This window comes from Priestia sp. KCTC 13724 (assembly GCF_056820425.1).
This window is the reverse complement of sequence record NZ_JBXDLD010000066.1, coordinates 1-4,254: the sequence shown is the minus strand read 5'-3', so window position 1 is coordinate 4,254 and position 4,254 is coordinate 1. Positions and strand designations below refer to the sequence as shown.

5 protein-coding genes are annotated in these 4,254 nt (G+C 37.4%); all 5 read left to right on the top strand.

Annotated features, from left to right (window positions below; all coding sequences use genetic code 11):
* Positions 1-84 precede the first annotated feature (84 nt).
* The 5 genes from AC1UFB_RS09600 to AC1UFB_RS09580 all read left to right on the top strand — a co-directional run bounded on the left by AC1UFB_RS09600 (position 85) and on the right by AC1UFB_RS09580 (position 4,093).
* Positions 85-648, top strand: coding sequence for a histidine phosphatase family protein (locus AC1UFB_RS09600; RefSeq protein ID WP_100347129.1), 564 nt, complete (start codon positions 85-87; stop codon positions 646-648).
* A gap of 165 nt (positions 649-813) precedes the next feature.
* Positions 814-1,080: a PadR family transcriptional regulator gene (locus AC1UFB_RS09595; protein WP_061785558.1), complete on the top strand. Its 267-nt coding sequence runs from the start codon at positions 814-816 to the stop codon at positions 1,078-1,080.
* Positions 1,081-1,086: 6 nt separating this feature from the next.
* On the top strand, positions 1,087-1,695 hold the full coding sequence (locus AC1UFB_RS09590) for a DUF2812 domain-containing protein (RefSeq protein WP_225002201.1): 609 nt from the start codon (positions 1,087-1,089) through the stop codon (positions 1,693-1,695).
* A 202-nt stretch (positions 1,696-1,897) separates the two neighbouring features.
* Positions 1,898-2,326, top strand: a complete 429-nt coding sequence (locus AC1UFB_RS09585; RefSeq protein ID WP_100347131.1) for a DUF4188 domain-containing protein — start codon at positions 1,898-1,900, stop codon at positions 2,324-2,326.
* 153 nt (positions 2,327-2,479) lie between these two features.
* Complete coding sequence (locus AC1UFB_RS09580) at positions 2,480-4,093, top strand: putative polysaccharide biosynthesis protein (protein ID WP_482589076.1); 1,614 nt, start codon at positions 2,480-2,482, stop codon at positions 4,091-4,093.
* Positions 4,094-4,254: the final 161 nt, after the last annotated feature.

The following is a 4,254-nucleotide window of genomic DNA, read 5'->3' as shown; positions in this document are numbered from 1 at the left end:
ACTTTTTTGGCTCTAAACAGGAAAAAACATTAAACTGAAAATTGCGTCAACATTTATGCAACACTAGTGGGAAAAGGAGTATCTATGAAAATATCGTTTATAAGACATGGTAAATCTGCTTGGAACGAAAATGAAAAAATAAGCAGTGAACAATTTCGTGAATGGGTGTCAGCTTATGACGAAAAAGGCGTTCAGGAAGAAGAAGAGTACCCGCAGTCAACGGTCGAAATTGTTGCTAGCAGCGGCATCGTACTAACGAGTGACTTAAAAAGAAGTCAACACTCAGCTAATCTATTGACGAGAGGGTCACGATTAAACTCAGACAGTATCTTTAGAGAAGTAGAGCTCCCTCAATGTACATTTGGTCAGTTTATTAAATGCAAACCAGCTGTTTGGCTTGTCATATTAAGGCTTTTATGGCTGGCTGGATACAGTCAGTCATGTGAGTCGTACAAGCAAGCGAGAAAGCGAGCAAAAATTGGAGCAGAACGCTTAGTTCAATATGCCAAAAATAAAGAGACAGTTGTCCTTGTTGGTCACGGATTTTTAAATCGTTTACTCGCAAAAGAACTAGAGAAAATGGGCTGGGTTACATATGAAAAAATGAGCAGCAAACATTGGAAGTGCATTACATATGAGTCTCCTTAATAAGTAGGTAAAGTCATCGCTTTTGGAAGCGATGGCTTTTTTTATCTTTTTGGAAAAATGTTGACATATACAGTTAAACTATATATAGTTGAGTTGTATAAAGTTAAACTGTATAAAGAGGGTGAATAAGTGAAAAAGCATAAACTTCTTCCGTTATCAGAAACAATGCACTATATTTTATTAGCTTTACGAGAACCTTTGCACGGATACGCGATTATGAAAAGAATTGAAGAGCTAAGTAATCATGATGTTCGGATTGCAGCCGGAACGCTATACGGAGCGATTGAAAATTTATTAAAACAAAAGTGGATTAAGCAGGTTCCATCTGATGATCCGAGGAGAAAAGTATATAACATCACAGACGAAGGGAAGCGTATTTTGAAAGTTGAACAACAGCGCTTAGCCCATATACTTTCTTTATATAAGGAGTGAGTGATCATGAAGAAATTTAAACTGTTTATCGATGTGGAGAAAGAAGAAGAATGGCTCAATGAAATGATAAGAAAAGGATGGCTTTGTCAACGAGTTGGGATGTTTGGAAGCTATCGTTTTATTAAAAGCTCTGCTGTAAGTCATGTTATTCGACTTGATCACCAAACGTTTAAAAATAAAGCTGATTTCTTATCTTATAAAACGCTCTATGAAGACTATGGGTGGAAGCATATCGCTGGAACAAAAATGAGTCATACACAGTATTGGATGGGGGAACCAGACGGAGATACGGAGTTGTTTTCAGACCTTTCCTCTCAAATTTCGTATTACAAGCGATTAATGAACTACAATGGTTTCTTCATGGTCTTTATTTTGTTTTTCATTATGATGTTTTACTCTGATAAAAACTTTGAAGCAGTTTGGAATCCAAAAGCAGCTTACTATACTCAAGGCCTTTGGGAGATGGAAAATCCTCAATTTATATTGGGCTTTCTATTTGAAACGCCCTTTGCTTTAATGAGATTTTTGAGCCCGTGGATTATGATTATATGTGGAATTATATTTGTCTTAACTTATCGGAAGTACGCAAAAAAAGTTAAAGAGCTATCTTCGTAACAGCAAGGGCAGGCTTCAGGTTTGAAGCCTGCCCTTGCTGTTTGTACATTCTTAGTAACAAGAGAATCAATATGTAAAAAATGTAATTTAAGTTATAGTGTTCCTTTAAAATAACTGGTAAACTATACATGATTACTGGGAGGTGAAGGTGTTGGCAAAGCAGATTTACAATGGGCGCTATACGGCAGATTGAGAAGAAGATATGGTTGTGTTTATTATCGGTATGAGAATTAATAAACTATTTTCTTTCTCAAAATGGCTTCCTGTATTTATGGCAATGCCGCCGGTGATAAAAGAACTTTATCAAAACAAAGAGCTCGGCTTTTTACATACGGAAATGTCTTTTTCATGGAAAACAATCACTTTAATACAATACTGGAAAAGCTTTGAACAACTTGAGTCCTATGCAAAAGGAGCTCGTCATTTAAAAGCATGGAAGAAGTTTAATCAGCGAATTGGAAGCGATGGAACGGTTGGGATCTATCATGAAACGTATAAAGTCGAAGCAAATGCGTATGAGTCCATTTATGCAAACATGCCGCTGTTTGGACTGGCGAAAGCAAAAGGGCACAGGCCTGTAAATCGAGGGTTAGAGTCTGCGAGAGAAAGGTTGACGAAAGAGCATTCATAAATTCATTGTTGGTTACAATTGCAAATTAATAATGGTACTTAAAAGCTTTTGTTAACGAATAATAGAAAAAAGTAATGAAACAACCAAGAGTGAAGTGAAAGATGAAGAGTTTAAAAGTGGCTTATAGCTGCTTTTTTTAGCGAGGAGAGGAATATGAATAACAAGTTAGTCCGTGGCACGTTTTTTTTAACAGCTGCTACGTTTATCTCAAAAATCTTAGGGTTTGTTTATATTATTCCATTTATGAATTTGGTAGGAGATGAAGGATACGCTCTTTATAAATATGCGTATGGGCCTTATGGTCTTATGATTAGCTTATCGACAATGGGTCTCCCGCTAGCCGTTTCCAAGTACGTGTCAAAATATAATGGGCTAGGAAACTATCGGGCAAGTCAAGATTTATTGAAGTTTGGCTTGTTTTTAATGATGGTGACTGGGTTTATAGCATGCGCAACTTTATATGCTTTAGCTCCAACTTTAGCCCATTTCGTTGTTGGAAGGCAAGATGGAAGTGGAAATAGTATTGATGACGTAGTTTACGTAATTCGAATGGTCAGCTTTGCTCTTCTTATCATTCCAGCAATGAGCTTACTACGAGGGTATTTTCAAGGCAATCAATCAATGGGTCCCTCGGCTTTGAGCACGGTAATTGAGCAGGTCGTTCGCGTTCTGTTTATCGTATGTGGCGCGTATGCTGTGTTAACAATGTTTAATGGTAGTATAACAAGCGCGGTTGGAGTGGCGACATTTGGTGCAGTGATGGGAGGCGGCGCAGGTCTTCTTATATTGGTAACTGTGTATCAAAAGCGCAAGCATTTTATTTATAAACAAGTACAGAACAGTCGAGAGAACAAAAGAATTCCGATTGCTTCAATGTTAAAGGAGCTATTAAGTTATAGCATTCCATTTGTAATTGTTGGATTAGCCATTCCTATCTATCAAAATATCGATACGTTTACAATTAATGCGTTGTTTCAATCGATTGGCTATACCCAAGAAAAAGCCGAAACAGTCAATGCAGTTATTGGTCTTGTGCAGATATTGGTAATGATTCCAGTCTCACTAGCAACTGCTTTTGGGATGTCACTGCTTCCAAGCATTACGACTTCTTATACAAAAGGTGAAATAAATAATGTGAAGCAGAAAATTACGCAGGTTCTGCAGCTCTTTTTCTTTTTGACGCTTCCTGCTGCTGTTGGTTTATCACTGTTAGCAAAGCCTGTTTATCGAATGATTTTTCCGTCAGGAAGCAGCTATAAGCTGGGAGGTTTTGTTCTCCAATGGTACGCACCAATGGCCATTTTATTTGGTTTATTTACTATTACAGCAGCTATTTTACAAGGAATTAATCAGCAGAAAAAGGTCATTGCTGGTTTGCTAATTGGGATTATACTGAAGCTGAGTCTAAATATTGCACTACTTTCATCTTTTAAAGAACTCACACCAATTTTGGCGACGTACGTAGGCTATGGAGTCTCTGTTTTATATAATTTCCATCTTATTAAAAAAGCTCTGTCATACCGCATCATCCCCGAGCTTGCCAGAATGAAAATATCTATTGTGCACGTAACGTTCATGGGAATCGTTGTGTTTATCATGAGCAAATTGTTAACGGTTTGGTTAGCAGGCGCTGTACAGGATTATACTGCTTCTGTCCTTACAGCTATTCTTTCAGCAATAGCGGGAGCAGGTATTTATATGGGTTGCAGTTTTAGTAACAGCGAAATACGGGATCTATTTAAAAAGCCAAGAAGAAAAGTATCATGATGCTTTTCTCCTTAGTTATTTACTCAAACTTCGCAGACTGAAATCGACAAATAAGCCTTGATATAGTTAGGCAGACCGTCAATCCATTGCTGTATATAAGTTTTACTTAATAATCCGGCATATGAACACCGGCTATTCTTTTTAAAATTTGCTCAGATGCC